The sequence below is a fragment of the Novipirellula herctigrandis genome (assembly GCA_007859835.1).
GTDB classification, from domain to species: domain Bacteria; phylum Planctomycetota; class Planctomycetia; order Pirellulales; family Pirellulaceae; genus Novipirellula_A; species Novipirellula_A herctigrandis.
In genome coordinates this window covers 3,239,759-3,260,076 of the sequence record SJPJ01000001.1, presented here as the reverse complement: position 1 = coordinate 3,260,076, position 20,318 = coordinate 3,239,759, and the positions used below count along the sequence as shown (strand labels likewise).

Below are 20,318 nucleotides of genomic sequence, written 5' to 3'. Positions count from 1 at the left end.
AGAAAAGAAACTAAACCGGTGACATTGAAGAGTACATTAAGTTCCTCGCAGCGTTCCCTCGTAAGAGGACGTTGCACAAGCTCGACTTCATTGGCCGTTTTGGGCGTTAGCCCTTGGATAGTACACCAACTGAACGAAGTTGTTTTCTTAGCCGTTTGGGCGTTAGCCCCGGTTAGTAAGTGATGTGAGATGAGAGCCGGGGCTAACGCCCTGCGGCTAATTGGTGCCGCAAAACACCATGTTTTGAATCGAAAGTAGCGCTGGCCAACTAACTGGTCGTTGCATACTGAGATTTGTTCAATGAAAGGGGTGCTCAATTATGATTGTCGGATTTGCGTATACGGATGCAACAGGTTTTACTTTTTTTGATTGTGGGAGACGGTGAGAATGTCCCAATCGAGTATGCGGATTTCACAGGACTTTGTTTCCCTGTCCGCCGTTGACGAACTTCAACGTAGCGATCCAAACATTGATCTTCGTTGCCTGTCTTCGGACCAACTTTGTTTAGCAAGTCAAGTTCCCGCACGTGAGCGATACTTTCAACGGAAGTACGTTTTGGATCGCTTGGCCGGTGTTGTGCTGTTTGTGGTCACGTCACCGCTCACGTTGTTCTTGGTCTTGCTGATTAGGCTGACGTCATCTGGCGGTGGTCTGTATCGGCAAACTCGGGTTGGCTTGCATGGCGAAACTTTTGAGATTATCAAGCTCCGTTCGATGGTTCAAAATGCTGAAAAACCAGGCCAGGCTCAGTGGTGTGTGAAGGGGGATTCTCGCATCACTCGACTTGGACGGGTGCTTCGCAAACTTCACTTGGATGAATTGCCCCAACTATGGAATGTTGCCAAAGGCGAGATGTCATTGGTGGGGCCTCGTCCCGAAAGGCCAGAGATTTGTAGGCGACTCGCTCGGAACGTAATCCCTTGCTACTACCGTCGCAACACGGTCAAACCAGGGATCACAGGCCTAGCCCAAATTAATCTGCCACCTGACGAAACCGACGATGATGTTCGTCGCAAACAAATCTTGGATCTATGCTACATCGATACAGCGAATGGGTGGCTCGACATGCGAATGATTGTCGCCACTGCACTTCGCATGTTTGGTATCAAAGGTGACACAGTTACGCGTTTGATGCGACTTTCGCGAATAGAGCTAGTGGAGCATGTGGCGACAAAAAGCGTAGGCGACTCCGCTGTGATTGACAGTGAACACAGTTTTTGCCGTGGCCCCGTTCGAACTCACCAATGCAAAGCCAAACATCGTGTTACTAACTGACATTCCCAACGCAATTTCCGTTGACGTGGAAGATTATTTTCAAGTCTCTGCGTTTAGTGAGCGTGTCTGCCGCTCAACATGGGACAAATTGGAATGTCGCGTGGAAGCAAATACGGACAAGCTGTTATCGATCTTTGACGAGCATGAAGTTCGTGGGACGTTCTTTATTCTGGGATGGATTGCTGAGCGTTACCCAAAATTGGTCGAACGGATCGCAGCCGCAGGCCACGAACTTGCCTCGCATGGCTATTGGCACCAACTGGTTTACGACCTGACACCCGAAGAGTTCGCCAAGGACATTGCCGATAGTAAAGAGGCGATTGCGGACGCCAGTGGCGTCGTTGTCACAGCATACCGTGCCCCCAGTTTTTCGATCACTGAAAAATCACTGTGGGCGCTGGATATTTTGGCCGAACATGGTTTCGATACCGACTCCAGCATCTTTCCCATCAGCGGCCACGATCGTTACGGGATGGCGGGCGCCAAGAAAGAGATCCACGAAATCCAAACGGAACATGGACCCATCCGCGAATTCCCGCCATCGGCATGGTCGACCGGACGTGTGCACGTTCCAATCGGTGGAGGTTACTTTCGGTTGTTTCCGCTGCGATTGACCTCGCAAGCGATCAAGGCCGTCCGTCGCGAAGGCCGACCAGCAATGTTTTACATTCATCCCTGGGAAGTCGATTCCGAGCAACCACGGATGGACAAAATTGGACGGAAAAGCAAGTTTCGTCATTACGTAGGATTAAAGCACACCGAAGACCGACTTCGCCGACTCTGCAAGGCACATTCATTCGATCGTCTGGAGGCGGTCGTTCAGTCGGTAGATCAGGCAAACCGGGTTGTAATGCCCACGTAGCCGAACTCATCCGAGTTTGGAAATTGGTAACAACAATAAAAAACCTTCCGCCCGCGGAAATAGAATCTAGGGTGACACCCTAGTGGACGAAGTCTTCCCGGACCGAACACAAGAATCTGTGTATCCTACTCAACGACAATTTGGGCTTCAGTGCCGACGCCGCCACGCAACGTTGGTGCTCGAATGAGCGTTGCTAAAATTGTCTTAAGGAACGTTGCGGCAAGTTGGGTCGGTCTCGCTAGCCAAATTATCGTGACGTTGCTGCTGACGCCATTCGTTATCCAGCGACTTGGTACCGAGGCCTACGGCCTGTGGCTGCTGCTGCAAAGCATGGTGGGGTACTACGGCCTGGTCGACATGGGACTGCGAGCCGGTCTCACGCAATCGATCACGCGTCGAATCGCAGCAGAGGATATCGACTCGGTTCGCCGCCACATCGCGGCCGCGGTTCCTTTGCTGTCCGCGCTCGGGGCGGTCATTTTGACCGGCGGCACGATCCTTGCAATTTCGTTGCCACATTTCGTCGAAATGAGTGACCAGCTGGTCGACGTGATTTGGACCGTCGTCATGGTTCAGGCGGTCGGCGCGGCGATCAAGATGCCGATCACGCCCTATGGCGCGGTCTTAGTCGGTCTTCAGCGATATGACATCGCCAACGCCATCTCGGTCGTGACAAGAATCATTTTTGCGCTTGCGACTTGGTGGGCGTTGAGCATTGGCGGTGGATTGGTCGCAATCTCGGTTGTGTTGATGTTGACGAATTGCCTGGATAGTTTGATCCGAGTTTGGTCGGCGACAAAGCTGCTGCCGGGTATCAGGAATTGTGGACTAACGCTCGATCGTAGCGAGCTAAAAGAAATTGGCAGCGTTGGGATCTGGAACTTCCTGATTGGTGTCAGTCGGCAATTCATCTATTTCTCCGACGCGATCACCGTTGCGATTCTGTTTAGCGCCAAAGCGGTCGCGCCCTACGGCATTGCGGCTTCGATTGTTCAGTACGGCACCAGCCTCGTTGTCACCTCAACGAAGGTGTTGTTTCCGACCATGACGCGACTAAGCAAGCAAGGTGACATTGGTGCGCTGACGGGCCTCTATATCACCGCCACGCGGATGGTGCTGGGGCTGTCCCTGTCAATGTTAATCGTCGGTTCAGCCTGGATCCGGCCGTTTCTTTCGCTCTGGCTCGGCGACTCAGAACAGTCAATTCAACTTGTTGCCGACGTACCCGCAATCTTTGTGATGCTCAGCCTTGCGTTCATGTGTGTAGGAATTCAGCGCGCCGGAACGCAGCTTTTACTTGCGGAGAATAAGCTTAAGTTGGTTGCATGTTTTTTGTTTGCCGAAGCCCTTATCAATTTAGTAGGAAGCGTGATTGCTGGGAAGTTGCTCGGTCCTATCGGCATTGCGATTGGAACGCTAATAGCCGCCTTCATCATGGGCATCGGCTTCCACCTTCCTGCTCATGCCCGGCTGCTAAAACAAAGTGTTCCCAAGCTGCTAATCGAAATCGTTTGGAGGCCGATCGTTTTTGGAATACTATTGTCAATCGTTTTATTCACACTCGTTGGAACGCTCGGTCAAATCGCTAGCTTTGCTTGGCTTTGCACCGCAGGGATTCTCTCAGTCAGTTCCATTGCTCTATTTTGTCCGATTCTACTTTCAACAAATCAGCTATCGGACGTTCGACAGCGACTGAGAGATTTTTCACGAAGAAGACGTTCAATGATCCAATCATGATGAGTTGGATGCGCAAAGAAATTATTGAATGGTGGAGGGCCTTGTTGCGGGCGATTCCGGGACGAATCGGCGTGACGGCCAGGAAGCGGTGGTACGGATTTCATGTGGCAAAGGGAGCTCGCATTTTATCGCACGTTTTGATTTACTATCCCGAAAACTTGACCATTGGACTCAATTCCGCGATTACGGCTTACTGCCAACTAAATGCGAAAGCCGGAATTGAGGTCGGTGAAAATGTCTTAATCGGTCCAGGAACATTCATTTGGTCCCAAAATCACAAGATGCGAGATGCAACCGTCAATATCCGCGATCAAGGGTATGAGCGTGCACCAGTAGTCATTGAAGACGATGTTTGGATCGCAGCTCGATGTGTTGTCTTGCCAGGTGTTCGGCTTGCCAAAGGAACGGTCGTTGCTGCGGGTGCGGTAGTGACTCGATCGACTGAGCCCTATTCGATTGTTGCTGGTGTACCAGCAAAACAAATCGGCAGCCGTGTTCCATCCTAAGATCGTGGTACATCCAAGAGTGCATTCCTTTATCAACATCCTTGAACGAAAAATGACGAACAGTAAACAAATTGAAATCAATAATTCATAGCCTGGGTAGATCCTATCTCAAACGTGTCTGCCGCTCCGAATGGGAAGATCAGTCATTCTTCCGAGTCAACGAGCGTCCAGTTGAATTCTCGTTTGTATTCCGAAAGCTTGCAGAAATCAATCCGCAAACGGTGTTGGATGTTGGAACTGGCAGGACTGCTCTTCCTCATTTGATGCGTACCTGCGGATTCATCGTGACAGCGACCGACAACATCGTTGACTATTGGCCGCGTGGGATGGTGAATCGTCACTTCCACATAATTGATGATGACATCACAAAGACTAGAATTGACAAACGCTTCGACTTGATCACGTGCATCAGCGTTCTCGAACATTTCGAGTATCACGACGCTGGAATTGAATCAATGATCAAGTTGCTCAATCCAGGCGGTCATCTTCTGGTCACGTTCCCCTATTGTGAATCAGAACACGTCGAAAATGTTTATGACCTCGATGGATCTAGCTACGGGAAAAATGCGACCTATAAGACACGAGCATATTGCCGATCCGATCTCGATCGTTGGTTCAAGGCTGGCGAAAGCACCATCGTCGATCAGGAATATTGGCGGTACTGGGACTGCAAATTCTGGACAGTCGGAAACCAGATTTTGCCACCCGAAAAATCATCGGTTCAGGGTTTACATCAACATACCTGCCTACACGTGCAAAAAGCAAAATAGGGGATGTGTGGATGCTTTTCCATCGCACCTTCTCACTTTGATTCTCACTCGACAGATTCGCAAATCCCTCCGCCATACAAGATTCACGTTGCCCTGCTAGTGGTTCGTTATGACGTCGGTGGTATGGAACGCTACGTGGCAAAAGTTGCAAATGGTTTGGATCGCGAATTTTTTCACGTGAGTCTGATTTGTCTCGACAGAGTCGGTAACGCAAAAAGCTGGATTTCTAAAACTGACGTGGAAATTGTCGAACTCGGAATAAGAAGTGGAAATAGTTGGCGAGCAGTAAAGGCAATCGCCGGTGCGTTGAAAAGACTAGAGCCAGACATTGTTCATTCGCACAACTGGGGGACGCTGCTGGAAACCTATCTCGCTGTCAAACGCTATGGCAAAGCAGTGCACGTGCATGGTGAACGAGGATCTGTGCTGGGGTCCGATCGCTGTAGCCCCATCAAACGAAGGATGCGGGCAATGGTCATGCGTTGGATTTGCCGGCGGATCACTGTCACAACTAATTCGCACTGTGTCGCCAAGAAGGTTTGCTCCATCGTCGGAATAGATTCGTCAGCAGTTCATATAATCCCCAACGGTTTGGAGCGAAAGTTTCCGCCGCAGGAGTTGGCTAGGTTTCGCGAGGAAGTGCGGCTGCAGTTCGGGATGAGTGAGGGTAGCTACGTAATCGGCATAGTCGCTCGACTTTCCAGAGTAAAGAACCTGGGGTTAGTAATTCACGCCTTCAACGAATTACCTGAAGAGATGCAGCGAGCAACGCACCTTCTGATGGTAGGTGACGGGCCCTGTAGGAGCGAATTGGAAACCTTGGTCGAGCAACTCGACCTTCGTGATCGCGTACATTTCGCTGGTCATCAATCCAACACTTGGCGTTTCATGGCTGCCATGGACGTTTTTGTCAACTGCAGCGACAGCGAAGGCATGAGTCAATCGATGCTCGAAGCGATGGCGGCGGGATTGCCGATCATTGCGACGGACGTCGGAGATGCTGCGAGGACGCTGTTGACGCCAAATCCAGGCGGAATTGTGATCGCACCCAACGATTGCTGCTCGTTGACCGATGCTCTCGTCAAAATGTCGACAACTGAAGTCCGTCGGGCTTACGCTGCCGCTGCCTTAGCATGTCAAGGCGAACGGTATGGGCTCGACACGATGATTCGAGGTTACGAGAAGCTGTACCATGAACTCGCCTCATCCAGCCTAAAGAGTTAACGCAATTGCGCGGCCCAGATGATTGACAATAAAGTTCTTTTCCTTGCCTACAACTTCCCACCCGCGGCGAACGTGGGTGTGTTTCGTGCGTTGCGTTTCGTCAAGTATCTTCCAGCAGCGGGCTGGGAGCCGATCGTTCTTACCAGTGAACCTGAATCGCATCAGCGACTCGATCCATCACTCGAATCACAAATACCGGATGGGATCGTTGTGAAACGTATAGCCATTGCACGAATCGAGGATGTGGCTAAGCAGCGAATTCGCGGCGCATTGTCGATTTTCGGTTCGAATGCTCGGAACTCTCGAGACGATTCGACGTCCGTTGCCACGTCCAATACGAGTAAAACTAAGGAATCTGAGCACTCATTTTGCGATCAGATAAAAGAAGCCCTTTTTGCGATTCCCGATCGCAACATTGGCTGGAAACGCCCCGCAGTAGCGGCCGCGCTCGAACTCGTACAAAAACACAAGCCTGCCGTCATTTATGCCACTGCACCACCGTTTTCCACCTTGGTAACCGCTGCCGAAGTTGCAAAACGCACGTCGCTGCCCCTGGTGTTGGATTTTCGCGATCCTTGGACACGTGTGCCGTGGGGTCCAAGGAATAAATCGCGGTTCACGCAGGGCCGTGTGATTCAGCTTGAGAAGAAGTGCGTAAGTCAGGCCTCCCGAGTGATTCTAAACACAAGTGCGTTGGAATGCGATTTCGTTAATCACTATGGCGAGATTCCGCCGTCGCGATTCACGACGATTACAAATGGTTATGACAATGAGCTCAAGAAACAAGTCGAGAAAATACTGAGTGAAGCCTCGTCCGGTTCAAGTGAGCAGGATTTGACAGTACTCCATCCAGGAGGTCTTTACCGGCGTCGAGACCCCCGGCCAATTCTTCATGCGATTGCGCTGTTAAAGGACCGTGGCAAGCCCGTCGTATTCGAGCAGTTGGGACACTGCGACGCCGAATTTGGCGTTTCGGAGCTTGCGGCGGAACTGGGTATTACCGAGTCTTTTCGGCTCGACGCCGCGGTCAGTCACAATGAAATGCTTCATCGCATGGCAAGTGTCGATGCGTTTCTACTGGTTCAGCCCGACACGGCAGTGCAGGTCCCTGGCAAATTGTTTGAAATGATGCTTTTTCAGAAGCCGATCATCGCGCTGACGGGGGACGGAGCATTGGCTGACATTGTTCGCAATTACTCGCTCGGCTGCGTGGCCGATCCAAACGATCCCGCTTCGATCGCAACCGCTTTGGAAGAGCTACAAAAGACTCAGGGATCAGCAATGCACTTCGAAAAAGCTCTTCATGAGTTTGATGGCGAAAAACTCACGCACCGTTTGGCCGAACAGTTGTCAAGTGTTGTCACAACTGTCATTCCCTCCCGTCAAAAATGACGAATGTCGAATATGGAAAAAGTCAAATACCTGCATGTCTTCGCCGCCTTTAACCAAGGTGGAGCGGAACTGCGCGTTGCGAACATTATCAATCACACACCGCCTGGTTCGGGCCACGCCGTACTTTCCCTCAGCGGGCAAAGCAAAGCGGCCCACAAACTCGATAGGACCAACGGAACCCAGCTATTCGATGGACCACCCAGGACCAATTTTGTTCAGTGGCCCTTTGCAGTTTGGCGCCGGATTCGTCAGATCAATCCCAAAGTGTTGATCACGTATAACTGGGGTGCCACCGATGCAATCATTGGCGCAAAGCTGCATCGCTTTCGACCCGTGATTCACAACGAATGCGGATTGTCCAATGAAATTGACGGCAAAGCCTGGCGAAGGCGGACTGTCCGCCGCCTGGTGGTACCCGGCTGTTACCGGACGGTTGTCACTTCCGCCTCGATGCGTGCAGTAGCGATGGAGAGTTTCGGTGTACCGGAGAGCAAGATTGCGTACATCAAGACGGGAGTAGACGGAGAGCGATTTCAGCCGCAGAGAAATGACGAATTGCGATCGCAGATTTCACCAGGCACAAATGGCGTCATTTTCGGGTACGTCGGCAGTTTGAGGCCCAGCAAGAATATCCCCATGTTGCTAAGAGCCTACGCAAAGGCTTGTCGGCCAGAAGACCGCTTGGCGATTTTCGGCCAGGGTTCAGAACGCGCATCTCTGGAGGCACTGGGGAAGGAGCTCGGCATTCTGGATTCAATGAAGTTCATGGGGCACATGGAAGATGTTGCCCCCGCATACGGAGCGTTCGACGTGTACGTTACAACTTCAAAGTCAGAAGCCGCGTCGAATTCGCTTTTGGAAGCCATGGCGACCGGGTGTCCGGCGGTTTCGGCGGATATCGCAGACAATAAGCTACTCCTTTCCAAAGTCAACCGACAGTTTGTCTTCTCACATTCGGATCTGTCAGGATATGCCGCCGGCCTCAGAACAATGGCGGAGGACTCGCAATTGCGAGAACGGGTCGGACAAGCGAATCGCCACCGAGCCCTCGTTGAGTATCCACTGGATCGCATGATCAATGAATACATTCAGCTATGGGACGAAGCCGCACGCCATAGCGTGTAATAGCGGTTGCAATTTCGTTTAGTTCATCGAGAAAAGTAATATGTCGATAGCTTCAAAACCGAGTCATTTAGAATCACTTCACCGCTTGAAAGAAGGATTCCAAGCAGAGGATGGGCATTGTAATCCGCCCGGATATCAGCACTATCTAGAAGGGATTTTTCATGGAATCAATTTGCAGGGCCGACGTGTATTGGAAATTGGCAGCGGTCGTGGGTTGATTAGTTTGCACTGCGGTTTGTCCGGAGCCGAACGAGTCGTCAGTATCGAACCGGAAATGGAAGGCTCGACGTCAGGTGTCGTCGCAACTCAAGCAAAGCGAATCGAGCAGATGGGCTTGAGCAATATCGAACTGCGGAACGATGATTTTAACAAGATGGATTTTGGCGACCAGAAATTCGACGTCATTGTCATGATCGCGGTTCTCAATCATCTCTACGAGACACCATTGAATGCAATGAAAGACTCCGAGGTTTTTGACACCTATGTCGGCATCGGAGAAAAACTTCACGGCTTGTTGGCAAGCGGAGGCGTCGTCATTGCGACCGATGCAACTCGCTATTGCCTTTGGACTCAATTGCGTCGAATCGGCTATCCACGACAGTTCTGCTTGAGTCAACGAACGATCAATTGGAGAATTCATCAGCAACCGTCGGTCTGGAAAAAGATCTTTTCCAAGTCGGGGTTTGACAAAGTCGATATCGATTATCCGATTCCATATCGGTTTCGCCATTTTGGGTCAATAGTTGCAACGCCAGCAATTGACTTCTTCTTGTCAGGCGAGTTCATTCTACGCGCCTACAAATCATGACAACTTCATAACGCGACTCATCTTCGCAAAGAGTACAGCAGCACATGTTTCTACTTAAGCAAACAACGCACCGAATGTTGATGCAATACGACCAAGAGGTCGGGCATCGATTCGTTCCCAATTTACGCGCCAGGATTCCCAACGAAGACGGTGGCTATTATGTCGTCACGAATTCTCTTGGCTTTCGATCGGATTGGGAATTCCCGGAAAAGAAGAGTGATAAGACTCGTATCCTGATGTACGGGGATTCCTACACCGCCGGCGATAATGTTTCGAACTGCGACCGCTATTCGGATTTGTTGGCTGAAATGACCGGCGCCGAGGTATTTAACTTCGGAGTATCGGGCAGTGGCACCGACCAACACTTGTTAACCCATCGCAAGTTTGGCCGCCATATCGATGCCGATCTGGTTGTCATTTGCGTCCAGGTCGACAGCTTCAATCGAATCAAGGCGGAAAGTCGGCCATCGATCGATCGGGTGACCGGACGTAAAGTAGTCGTACCGAAGCCGTATTTCTCGCTGACGCAATCCGGTTTGGAGCTCAATAATGTCCCCGTACCGCGCGACCGACCCTTTGCAAGTGAGTCGGATGAAAAAAACGGCGACGAATTACTAGAGTGGGCGCACGACTTGTACGAGAAAGTGCCAGGTCTGAAAGAAATCCGAAATTCGTCGATGCTCAAAGACGTTGGCTCACGACTGATCACCGAATATAAAAAACTGCGCGGACATCATCCCTATCCCGATATCGTCTCGGACGATACTCAGGGGTGGCGATTAATGGAAGCGATTCTATTGCAATTCATTTCAGAAGTGAAACCGTTGCCGGTCGTTATCTTTCCAATTCCGACACAAGACTTTTATGTCGTGGGGATGGAACCGATTTATCAACCGCTGTTCGAAAAACTCGAAAAGAAGGTTGACAGTCTCCACGTCGGGGACGTTTCGACGCCCTTGGTGGAAATGCCGTTTGCAACGCGTCAGAAGCTAACCTACGAAGTTGGTGGTCACTTCACACCGTTGGCAAATCGTTTGGTCGCTGAAACAATGCACAAGTTCTTAGAGCAGCGAAACCTCGTTCCGAAGACGCCGCAGGTATCACGTCCAGTCACGACAAGCAAGATCCGCACCGATGCCGAAAAACACTATGTACTCGGTGTTTCATGCTTTTATCACAATTCTTCCGCGGCACTCATTTGCGACGGTAAGATCGTCGCCGCAGCGGACGAAGAGCGTTTCACTCGAGTGAAAAACGATCGCCGATTTCCTCAGCAAGCGATCAATTATTGCATGGAAGAAGCGGGCATCTCGCAACATGATTTGGCAGCGGTTGCGTTCTACGACAATTCGGGAATGACCTTTGAGCGAATTCTTCAAGGGATCATGGCCGTTGATCATGACTCAGCGAGTCGAATGTGGGCGAAAGCGGTTCCGGAATGGATTCGGATGAAGCTGCACTTTCCTAAGATCGTTCGGAAATTTTTAAATTATGACGGACCTGTGGTGTACGGTAACCACCATCGTTCGCATGCTGCGAGTAGTTTCTATCCTTCGCCTTTCGAATCTGCAGCCATTTTGACATTGGACGGAGTCGGCGAGTGGGCAACCGCTTCGATAGGTGTTGGGCGTGGGAACCGCACCGACTTAGTTCGCGAAATGCACTTTCCAAACTCGCTGGGACTGCTTTACTCGGCTTTCACGCACTTCACGGGATTCAAAGTCAACTCCGGTGAATACAAAATGATGGGTTTGGCGCCCTACGGGCGTCCGATCTACGTGCAGCAGATTTTGGACCATATCGTCGACGTAAAGGAAGACGGTTCTCTGCAGCTCAACATGGAGTATTTCTCATTCCTTCACGACTTAAGTACAACCTCGCCGAAATTTGACGAATTGTTTGGCGGGCCTCGCCGCGATCCTGAAAGCCGTATCACGCGCCGCGAGATGGACTTGGCTCGTTCGATCCAGGAGGTGACTGAAATCATCATTCTGCGGATGGCCAAGACGGCGCGCGAACTGACTGGCGAAAAACATTTGTGCATCGCCGGCGGCGTAGCATTGAATTGCGTAGCCAACGGACGATTGCTTCGCGAAGGCATCTTCGACGACATCTGGATTCAACCTGCCGCAGGGGATTCGGGCTGCGCATTGGGTGTTGCACTGGACGTTTGGCACACCTACTTGGGCAAACCTCGCTCTGGGCCGAATAGTAGCGAACAAGGCGGTTCCTACCTTGGGCCAGGTTATTCGTCAGACGAGATTCAGGCCTACTTAGACACGCATGGGTATCCATACCGTCACATGTCATCGGTGGAACGAAATAAGTTTCTGAGTGAGAAGCTGCAAGAGGGAAAGGTGGTGGGACATTTTTCAGGACGTTTGGAATACGGCCCGCGTTCGCTCGGGGCACGTTCAATTATTGGCGATCCACGGAACGTGGAAATGCAAGTCAATTTGAATTTGCGGATTAAGTACCGCGAGTCGTTCCGACCGTTTGCGCCCGCAGTCTTAAGCGAACGAGTTTCCGACTACTTTGAGCTCGACCGAGAAAGCCCATACATGCTGCTAGTGGCGCCGGTGAGTGAAGATCGCCGCATTCCATTCTCGCTTGAAAAACTGGATAGCGACGACGACATGCTGGCATTGGTGCGTCAGATGCGATCCGACTTGCCTGCGATCACTCATGTGGACTACTCGGCTCGCGTTCAATCGGTCAAACGCGAGCATCACGCGGAATTCTACGACCTGATCAAACAATTCGAGAGCGACACAGGGTGTGGCGTGGTCGTCAATACGTCCTTCAATGTCCGCGGTGAACCAATCGTCAACGAACCGCAAGACGCGTATCGTTGTTTCATGCGGACGGAAATGGATGTATTGGCGCTGGGTGATTATGTACTCGTCAAAGGTGAGCAACCGGAGTGGCCTGAGGGGAAAGGAGAAGGCTTAGAGAATGAAGACATTACCAAAGTTGCTCCAGTGGAAGCTGAGAACGAATTGAGTCGAATTCTGGCACAGTCATTTGAACGATCATTCTGGCCCCAGGCTGAGCAATTAAAGAATGAGAATGCGTTGCGGATCAACCTGCAAGAACCAAAACGGAGCACGACATGGCTCGAAGTCAAAAGCCTATCGGACGCTGATGAACGTTTTGTTACTGGCACAACTTCGGATCCAAGCTCCGCTCCGACCGCGAAGCAATTGACCGCAAGTATCCTTGGTACGTGGATGTCACGTGATGTTGCGGAAAAGCTCACTCCAGTCATCGAAGCAATTATCGGAGAGGGCTTAAAGCAAAGTCGATTGATGGATGTTGATGAACCAATTTCCGAATCGGTGTACGTGATGTTTTGATCCGAGGATCGGTGCAAACTCAAAGAAAAGTTCTACACACAATAATCGAAACCAATACATAAGTGAAAATACTCCATTTCTTGAGCCATTCCGTCCCACACTTGGATGGTTTTTGTGTCCGTAGTGCAAATATCGTCAAATTTCAAAAATCGTTTGGATGGGAGCCAGCAGTAGTTACGTCTACTCGCCAGGAACCAGTCCCAAGCGTGCCTGAAGAAGTCATTGACGGAATCAAGTACTATAGGACAATACCCAGGCGATCATTGCTTCCACTTTGGTGCAAAATACAGCCTTTTTGGCAAACAGAGCGGCGAATAGAACAAGTGTTGCGAGACTTTAGACCCCAAGTAATTCACGCACATTCACCAAGTATTTGGGCTCGCATTGCAGCCCGAGCAGCCCGACGATTTAACATCCCGTTCGTCTATGAAGTTCGGTGGATTTGGGAGGATGGCGCGGTCGACCAGAAGAGGATTCATCAACGAAGCCTGAAGTATCGGTTAGCGAAGTCATTAGAGAGTTCTGTAGCACGTAGCGCCGAAGCCTTGGTAACAATTTCGGATGGTCTGAAGCGAGATTTTTGTCAACGCGGTATTAAGGACATATTCGTGGTTCCGAATGGAGTAGATACCTGTCGTTTCCGGGACCCAGAGGATTCGCGGGTCAAGGATTCTCCAAACATAACGATAGGATACGTTGGATCGCTCTATTCCTGGGAGGGTGTTGAGGACTTGGTCAGTGCTGCGGCAATCGTGAGCCGATCATGTGAACATGTCTGTTTTCAGATTGTCGGTGATGGTGAAGCAATGCAGCGAATTGCGAGTCTTGTTGAAACGCTCTCATTGAGTAGTGTCGTGCAATTGGTTGGGCGCGTCCCACATAGTGAAATTGAACGCATTTACAATGAAATTGATATTTTGGTCTATCCAAGGCGCAGCAGCAGAACAACGGAACTTGTCACGCCATTAAAGCCGTTGGAAGCGATGGCCCTTGGAAAGCCGATAATCATTTCCGATGTCGGAGGGCACCTAGAATTAGCTAGCCCTGAGACTGCGGCGATCTACTCGGCTGGCAATTCAGAAGAGTTGGCCGAACAGTGTATCCGACTAGTTCAGGATCGCTTATTGCGGAATCGACTTGGTTCTGACGCACAACGACATGTACAAGAAAATAGAGACTGGGAGAGAATCATACAAAGGTACGAACCCGTATACGCTCATGCAGTCGCGAGGAGAAACATATGAAACCGTTAACGCATCTACGGGACCGCAAAGGAAAAATATGAGTAGCGAGGAACAAACGTCACGAATCGAATCGCAAGTAGCAGAGTTTTGGGATCGCGAATCGAGTAGTTGGGGCGATAAGTATGGCGTCAAGTCTTCATACTTCTTTCGGTGTCAGACCATTCATAAGTTCTTCACAGAAGTCGCCGATGAAGGTTCACGGGTGCTAGATTATGGATGTGGAGCTGGGGATATTACCTTTCCTCTACTACAATTAGGCCATCAAGTCGTCGGTGTTGATATAGCTGAAAAAATGGTCGAGAAATCGGCATTGCGCGCGAGGCAATCTGGATTCGAAGACACCAGCGAATACTTGCACATCAACGACGATACAATGAAGCATCTGAGAAATCGTGAATTTGACTTTGTGGTTTGCAGTAGCGTCATCGAGTACGTATTGGACGATTCCGCATTGCTGGATTTCTTTTATTCCATTTTGCGTCCCGGCGGTAGACTCATTATTTCGGTCCCTGACGTTAAGAGCTTGTTTTGTCAACTCGATCGTTTTTTGCATCGACACAGCGATTTTTTTGGCCGAATTATTCCCGTTGAGAAACTGGCGTACTTGGATATCCAACAACGCCAGTACAAAATTGGAAATTTTGTATCGCAGCTTTCTGAGCTCGGATTTGAACGAGAAAAAAGAAAATACAACAGCATCACAAAGCAGCGAGGAATACTGATGGAGAAGATCTCAAATGTGCCTGGTTTGGGGATGCTTTGCATTATGAGATTCAAGAAACGTTCATAGATTGAGCATGTGCAGTTGAAGCACTCGCCAATCTAGTTGCGATGGCAATTTCCGTGCTTTCGTTCGTTTACTCTTATCGATTTGGCAGTAGAGCGGTCACAAGATTTTTGATTCGTGCTATTTAATTCACTTCAGTATCTCGTCTTCTTGCCGTTGGTGTTTGCGATTGTTTTGGCGGTGCCCAAGTCGATTCGCTGGCTACCGCTCGTCGTTGCTAGTTACTACTTTTACATGTGCTGGCGGGCCGAATATGTCGTACTGATTTTGGCCTCGACGGTTATCAACTATTCTTCGGGCCTGATCCTCGCTCGTCCGGAGGATCCGATTGCGGCGAAGACTGTATGGCAGCCACGGCCATCGCATCAAAATCACGCTCCGAATAGGAGTTTTTCGAGAAAGTCGGTGTTCCAGCCGGCTGCTTTTCGCTTGCTCTTCAAACTCGACTTCGACGTGTCCTGCTTCAGCAGTGTAATTACAAACCGTCTGGTGAAGCTCAGGTTTTCAATTGCGTGACCTTCGCGAATCCGACTTGCATCTTCGTGAAACACCACGTCCAGCACCCAGTGCATACTCTCGATCGACCAATGACTTCGAACCGATTTTGCAAACTCATTTACCTTGGCGGATCGACTGCTCAGGAAGTAACGCACTTCACTCGACCAGGATTCGCCATTTTCGATACTCGTGACCGCTTGTCCGATGCTCTTGGCACCCATCCATTGGTCCGTTAACGCTCGAAGTGACGCTGGTATTTCAGTTATCCCGTAGAAGCGTTCTTCGTTTCGCCCTCGTGATTTTTCCTTGATGGCCTTGGAGCGAACATCTGACTCGACGAGGCCCTGTTCATGGCACGCCAGAAAGTGTTGCTCGATTGCCGCGCAGAGTGTGGGGTGATTGCCTTTGACTGCAAAAATGTAGTCACCCCCTGCTTCGATGATCTTCTTTGCAATCGACTTTTGGCATCCCAAGGCATCGAGTGTCACGATCGAATCACGTATATCGATCAAGTCGATCAACTCAGGAATGACGGTGATTTCGTTCGTTTTGGAGTCCACTGCGACCTGCCCCATGGCGAGGCCTTCTTCGGAAGCCCAAGCACCTACAATGTGCAGAGCATCGCTTTTGTCTCGTTCGGTGTAAGAGCCTCGTGAAGTCTTGCCGTCAATTTGCACTAACCGTGGACTGCCATCGTTCGATCGTCCTGCCCGAAGTTGATTGGTCCATTCGACGAGAGCTTGTTGAAACTGAATCGGTTTAATAACTGCAAGCACTCTGCCAATCGTATCGTGAGATGGGATTCCGTCTTCAATGTCAATAAACCTTTCAAGCCAATCCCGTTTTTGGATTGCGAATTCTTCGATCTCTGCGGGACCATCGGCATCGGCAATTGTTGCGCAGACAACAATAAAGAGAATGGAGTGGAGTGAGTGCGTGATTCGACCTTCGACTCTCGGGTCTTCGACGTGTTGGAAGCAATCGTGAAACTTACCAGCGACTTGATATGGCATTTGGAAATCCGTTTGTGCGTGCAGTGGTTTTGAAATCCGTCAAATGAAATCTTTCGCACCGACACTGGACTTAGGCAAGTCTGAAACGAATACTTGGTTAACTTTTGATGCGATGGCCGTGGTATGGCAGCGGCGAGCTATTTTATTTGCTTGCGTAACTAGCAATCTTGCAATTCTATTCACGTTCAAGTATTGGGATTTCTTCAGCGACAGCGTCAATTCAGCGTTCCAACTGGTCGACATTCCTGCGCAGTTTCCGGAACTAAATCTACTCCTTCCAATGGGGATCTCGTTTTATACGTTCCAGTCACTTAGTTACACCGTTGATGTTTACAAACGAGCAATCCCAGCTGAAAAGCACTTTGGGTATTTCGCGTTATATGTCGTGTACTTCCCGCAGCTGGTTGCCGGCCCAATCGAGCGTGCGGGCCATTTGCTGCCGCAATTGCGAAATCCGATCGCGTTTGACTACGACCGTTTCAGTTCTGGTATACAGCGAATCGTGTGGGGGATGTTCAAGAAGATTTTCATTGCGGATCGGTTGGGCAATTATGTAGATGTGGTTTACTCGTCCCCCGACGACTTTCATGGCACTGCAATTGCTGCGGCGACCTATTTCTTCGCGTTCCAAATCTACGCAGATTTTTCCGCATACTCGGATATTGCGATCGGGAGCGCTAGGATTATTGGGGTCGATCTGATGGAGAACTTTCGGCAACCATACCTGTCGGAAGATGTGGGTGAGTTCTGGCGGAGGTGGCATATTTCACTCTCGCAGTTTTTTCGTGACTACGTCTATATTCCGCTCGGTGGTGGACGTGATGGAGCACTGTGGCGAGCTCGTAATCTAGTCGTTGTGTTCTTACTAAGCGGGTTGTGGCATGGTGCGGCCTGGACCTACGTGATTTGGGGCTTGCTACACGGCTTGTTAGTGATCGGCAGCAGGCATCGGAATGCTGATAGCCGTTGGAGCATACAGCGATTGTTCCGAGTAGCGGTGACATTTCATTTGGTTTTGGCAACCTGGGTTTTGTTTCGAGCATCATCCTTCAACGACGCTACGATTGCCTTTCAAAAAATGTTCGTCGACTGTAGTCAGTCTCTTTACAACCTCGCGAATTTCCAACCTCGTTTTTATTACTGGGAAATGGTACTGCGCATTGGCATCGACAAGGAAGAGTTTTTGCTGTGTCTCGTTGCGATTGGCGTGCTTTTATTGAGCGACATGTTGTGCAATTCCAAGGGTTGGTTCGCAGCACTACAACGCCCCCGTTGGCGATTCGCGCGTTTGGCTGCATTTGATGCGATGATCGCCATCACGCTTTTGCTGGGTGCTTTCGGCAAAACTCAATTCATTTACTTTCAATTTTGATGAATCAGACTCGCTCTCGAGGAAGCAATTCGCTGCAACGATTTTTGCGAGAGTTCAGCATGCTTGACCGGCTTAACGCAGTGGGAGTATTTGTGTTTGTTGCTGGCATAGGTGTGTTCAACTTCCTGGTTGATCCCTACAACCTGCGAGGATCGCAAGACATTCCTCTGCGGCAACAGACGCTCGCCTTGGCTGAAAATCAGCGACTGTGGAAGCTTGCCGAGTTTCGACACGAACCGTGCCAGAACATCTTGATTGGTGATTCGCGAATGCGCTCGATTGGCGATGAAGTCGTGCGGCAAGTTACGGATGAACGCTACTACAACTTTGCATACGGCGGTGCGACCCTCGCCGATTCCATAGAAACTTTTTGGTTTGCGACTAAACAGACTCAATTGCAAAACGTCGTCATTGGAGTGAATTTTGACTCTGTGGACGCGGGGAAACAGTGGAACTTGGTGAAGCAGGAAGCAAACCGACTCGGTTCACCAGCGAAATACTACCTGAATCCCTCGATCACGATGGCTAGTTGGAATTTGGTTGCAGAAAGTGATTCTAAATCCGAGCGTCCACCTCTGGATCGAGATATTTTTTGGCGTGAAAAGCTGGCGGAGGGAGAGAGGACTTTTCATGATTTCGTGTTTGCCAAGCAGTTGATGGATCAACTCAGAGAAATTGGGAAGTTCTGTGGTGAAAACAGTATTCGATTGAATTTCGTGATCTTTCCCACGCATCAAGAGTATCATGATCTGATTGACACTGCGAACTTATCGCGTGAGTTCGATTCTTTCGTTTCGGGACTGAGACAGATTGCGCCCACCCGTAATTGGGACGTGCCTAGCGAGGTGACGAGCGACCGGGCAAACTTTCGCGATCCAGTTCATTTTATTACGTCGATTGGCAAAGAGGTGTTGGCGTCCGTCATTTGTTCGACCAAGCCGTTAACACCGAAGTCTGACTGAACGCTCCGAATCGTCCCATGATGGTTATCCTTTGGTTTTGTTGTTTCCTGTTTGCGTGTGTGATGCTTTTTCGCAGGCCAGTTTGGGGCATTGCGTTGTACATGCAGACATTCTTCGCTTTTCCTCCAATGTGGTGGTGGGGTGAATCTTTTGGCGATTACCGCTGGAACCTCATAGGCGGTATCGGACTGCTGATCGCTGCGTTGGTTTCCGGAACCATTTTCAGTCTTCCATCTCGATGCAAAGGGCTATCAAAAAACTCCTTTTGGCTGCTTGTCGCTATTGTCATCAATGCCACTCTGGTCCATTACTTATTGTCCGCCCAACCTGAGACCAGCGAACAACCGTATAACAACTTGCTGAAGTTCAGTCTTTTGCAGTTGTTGATTGCTGCAGTCATTCGCACACGAAATGATTTCATGATAGCGTTGGTAATCCTGGCAATTGCTGCCGGATACATTGGCTACGAAGTCACGATCAATGACCGCGGAAGTTTTCGCGAAGGTCGTTTGGAAGGAGTTGGAGCTCCCGGTGCGGCAAATGCTAACGAACTTGCATCGCTGATGATCACCGTGCTGCCATTGGCCGGAGCAATAATCATCGGTGTGAAGGGTTGGAAGCGTTTGGTGGGCATCGTAATGTCGCCGCTGATACTTAATGTCATTGTCGAATGCAGTAGTCGCGGTGCCATGTTGGGTGGCGTTCTCGCTTCCGGCGTGATGGTATTCCTAAGTCCTCGCGCAATTCGCAAACAAATCATCGGTGCCCTTGTGTTGGGCTGTTTAGCACTGGCCGTGCTAGCCGGAAACACTAGGTTAGTGGAACGATTCAATTCGATTTTCGTGGGCGAAGATGAACGGGACGCTTCGGCGTCAAATCGTCTGATTTTTTGGCGTGCCGGCTTGTATGTGTTAGCAGATCACCCGTTGGGGTCAGGCGGGGCGGCGTTCAAGAACGTTCATGGACGCTCGTATATCTACGACATCGAAGGAGAAGACTTCGGTAACAGGGCAATCCACAATGGTTACATTAACGAATCAGTTGAATGGGGGATCCAAGGCCTTACTTTGCATTTGGCAATGATCGGTATATGCGCGGTAATGGTGCGCAGGCAAATCCGAAGTTTTCAAGAGGCAGGTGATGTTCAGATGGGTATCCTTGGTTCCGCCCTGTTGGGCGCGATTGCGGCGTTCATGGTCACATCCATGTTTGGCGATAAGTTTGATGCGGAATGGGGCTACTGGTGTTGCGGATTAGCGATGGCTTACGGCAATCTGCCGACGGAGGGCGGTGAGGGACAGCAAGATGGTGTGCTGCAATGAGTCTTTCCGCGAAGCTTCGAAAGCTACGACGGGCAAGTCCCTTTGAAATAGCCTTTCGAACGCGT

General features: G+C 50.2%; 16 protein-coding genes and 1 pseudogene. 16 read left to right on the top strand and 1 reads right to left on the bottom strand.

The genetic code is table 11. From position 1 onward, the window contains the following. Positions 1-387: 387 nt before the first annotated feature. From CA13_RS12025 to CA13_RS11970, 13 genes and pseudogenes are all read left to right on the top strand, one after another. Positions 388-1,275 carry a sugar transferase gene (locus tag CA13_RS12025; RefSeq protein ID WP_146396898.1) on the top strand — a complete coding sequence of 296 codons (888 nt, stop codon included), beginning with the start codon at positions 388-390 and terminating at the stop codon, positions 1,273-1,275. Continuing rightward, the gene (locus CA13_RS12020) at positions 1,223-2,137 is read left to right on the top strand and encodes an XrtA system polysaccharide deacetylase (RefSeq protein WP_419194227.1); all 915 of its coding nucleotides are present in this window, start codon (positions 1,223-1,225) and stop codon (positions 2,135-2,137) included. The genes CA13_RS12025 and CA13_RS12020 overlap by 53 nt, the downstream gene beginning before the upstream one ends. A gap of 183 nt (positions 2,138-2,320) precedes the next feature. After that, positions 2,321-3,874 carry a lipopolysaccharide biosynthesis protein gene (locus tag CA13_RS12015; protein WP_146396895.1) on the top strand — a complete coding sequence of 518 codons (1,554 nt, stop codon included), beginning with the start codon at positions 2,321-2,323 and terminating at the stop codon, positions 3,872-3,874. Continuing rightward, entirely contained in the window at positions 3,871-4,380 is a 510-nt protein-coding gene (locus tag CA13_RS12010; RefSeq protein WP_146396892.1) for an acyltransferase, read from the top strand. The genes CA13_RS12015 and CA13_RS12010 overlap by 4 nt, the downstream gene beginning before the upstream one ends. Before the next feature lie 263 nt (positions 4,381-4,643). Next, positions 4,644-4,823: pseudogene (locus tag CA13_RS35020) on the top strand (hypothetical protein); the annotation flags it as partial. A gap of 12 nt (positions 4,824-4,835) precedes the next feature. Further along, a complete protein-coding gene (locus tag CA13_RS35015) occupies positions 4,836-5,150 on the top strand; it encodes a hypothetical protein (protein WP_419195181.1) in 315 nt (104 codons plus the stop codon). Between the two features lie 3 nt (positions 5,151-5,153). Next, positions 5,154-6,374: a glycosyltransferase gene (locus CA13_RS12000; protein WP_146396886.1), complete on the top strand. Its 1,221-nt coding sequence runs from the start codon at positions 5,154-5,156 to the stop codon at positions 6,372-6,374. 18 nt (positions 6,375-6,392) lie between these two features. After that, a complete protein-coding gene (locus CA13_RS11995; protein ID WP_146396883.1) occupies positions 6,393-7,766 on the top strand; it encodes a glycosyltransferase in 1,374 nt (457 codons plus the stop codon). A gap of 3 nt (positions 7,767-7,769) precedes the next feature. Then, positions 7,770-8,891: a glycosyltransferase gene (locus CA13_RS11990; protein WP_146396880.1), complete on the top strand. Its 1,122-nt coding sequence runs from the start codon at positions 7,770-7,772 to the stop codon at positions 8,889-8,891. Between the two features lie 40 nt (positions 8,892-8,931). Beyond that, entirely contained in the window at positions 8,932-9,699 is a 768-nt protein-coding gene (locus tag CA13_RS11985) for a class I SAM-dependent methyltransferase (protein WP_146396877.1), read from the top strand. A gap of 44 nt (positions 9,700-9,743) precedes the next feature. After that, the gene (locus tag CA13_RS11980) at positions 9,744-13,055 is read left to right on the top strand and encodes a carbamoyltransferase N-terminal domain-containing protein (RefSeq protein WP_419194226.1); all 3,312 of its coding nucleotides are present in this window, start codon (positions 9,744-9,746) and stop codon (positions 13,053-13,055) included. Positions 13,056-13,117: 62 nt separating this feature from the next. Continuing rightward, positions 13,118-14,299 carry a glycosyltransferase gene (locus CA13_RS11975; RefSeq protein WP_146396874.1) on the top strand — a complete coding sequence of 394 codons (1,182 nt, stop codon included), beginning with the start codon at positions 13,118-13,120 and terminating at the stop codon, positions 14,297-14,299. Then, positions 14,214-15,089 (top strand): class I SAM-dependent methyltransferase, encoded by an 876-nt coding sequence (locus CA13_RS11970; RefSeq protein WP_146396871.1) that lies wholly within the window; start codon positions 14,214-14,216, stop codon positions 15,087-15,089. Before CA13_RS11975 ends, CA13_RS11970 begins: the two co-directional genes overlap by 86 nt. A gap of 368 nt (positions 15,090-15,457) precedes the next feature. On the opposite strand, the gene CA13_RS11965 is transcribed toward CA13_RS11970, so the two are convergent. Continuing rightward, on the bottom strand, positions 15,458-16,597 hold the full coding sequence (locus CA13_RS11965) for an ISAs1 family transposase (RefSeq protein WP_146396868.1): 1,140 nt from the start codon (positions 16,595-16,597) through the stop codon (positions 15,458-15,460). A gap of 43 nt (positions 16,598-16,640) precedes the next feature. Between CA13_RS11965 and CA13_RS11960 the strand changes: the two genes are divergently transcribed. From CA13_RS11960 to CA13_RS11950, 3 genes are read left to right on the top strand one after another with little or no spacing between them, the layout of a single operon-like run. Next, complete coding sequence (locus CA13_RS11960; RefSeq protein ID WP_146396865.1) at positions 16,641-17,969, top strand: MBOAT family O-acyltransferase; 1,329 nt, start codon at positions 16,641-16,643, stop codon at positions 17,967-17,969. Next, entirely contained in the window at positions 17,969-18,931 is a 963-nt protein-coding gene (locus CA13_RS11955; protein WP_146396863.1) for a hypothetical protein, read from the top strand. Before CA13_RS11960 ends, CA13_RS11955 begins: the two co-directional genes overlap by 1 nt. Before the next feature lie 17 nt (positions 18,932-18,948). Then, positions 18,949-20,253, top strand: coding sequence for an O-antigen ligase family protein (locus CA13_RS11950; protein ID WP_146396860.1), 1,305 nt, complete (start codon positions 18,949-18,951; stop codon positions 20,251-20,253). Positions 20,254-20,318 lie beyond the last annotated feature (65 nt).